Genomic DNA, 1071 nt, shown 5'->3' on the forward strand with positions numbered 1-1071 from the left:
TGTAATGGCCAGGGACGTTGTGAACGGCGTGGTGCACGGAAGTAGGTGAGGACCTCCGGTATCGGTGTGGTTACCACACGCACGCCGATTGCCAGGAGGTCCTCGTGCCCCACGCTAATGCTTGGCTGACCCCGAAGGGGAGATTGAAGCTCGCGTCGTTGATCGTTGACGACGGTTGGTCGATCCGACGTGCCGCTGAGCGGTTTCAGTGCTCGGCGGCCACGGCGAAGAAATGGGCCGATCGCTACCGCATCGGTGGCGCAGCGGCGATGTTCGACCGGCCCAGCCGTCCACACCACAGCCCCAACCAGCTGCCGGTGCGCCGGGAGCGCCGGATCATCAAGCTGCGCTTCACCCGCCGTTGGGGCCCTGATCGCATCGCTGCACACCTACACGTGCCGCGCTCGACAGTGCAGGCGGTGCTCAAGCGCTACAAGATGCCGCTGCTGCGGCACCTGGACCAGGCCACGGGTCTGCCGGTGCGCCGCCCAGCGCCGCGTCGTTACGAGCATCCGGCTCCGGGAGATCTGGTGCACGTAGACATCAAAAAGCTCGGCCGCATCCCCGATGGTGGCGGACACCGCAAGCTCGGCCGGCAGGCCGGGCGCAAAAACCGCAGCGGGATGGGGTACGCCTACCTGCACCACGCGGTCGATGACCACAGCCGGCTGGCGTACTCCGAAGAACTCGACGATGAACGCAAGGAGACCGCCGCAGCGTTCTGGCACAACGCCAACGCCTTCTTCGCCGAGCATGGCATCGTCGTCCGGCGCGTCCTTACTGACAACGGATCGTGTTACCGCTCAAAATGTTTCGCCCAAGCATTAGGCGAAGATATCGCCCATAAGCGGACCCGGCCATACCGGCCGCAGACCAACGGCAAGGTAGAACGCTTCAACCGCACCCTGACCGCCGAATGGGCCTACACCCACACCTACCGGTCCAACGCCGCCCGCGCGGCGACCTACCAAGACTGGCTGCATCACTACAATCACCACCGACCCCACACCGGCATCGGCGGAAAGACCCCCATCGAGCGCCTACGCGTTCACAACCTGCCCGTCAAGAACA

Annotated in this window: 1 protein-coding gene; it reads left to right on the plus strand. The window is 64.7% G+C overall.

All coding sequences use genetic code 11. The features are described 5' to 3' along the window. Positions 1-104: 104 nt before the first annotated feature. Positions 105-1071 (plus strand): IS481 family transposase (locus AC5Y43_RS24945; RefSeq protein ID WP_499977296.1); only part of this gene is annotated, 967 nt, incomplete at its 3' end.

The sequence above is a fragment of the Mycobacterium sp. NGS57 genome, from assembly GCF_059812405.1.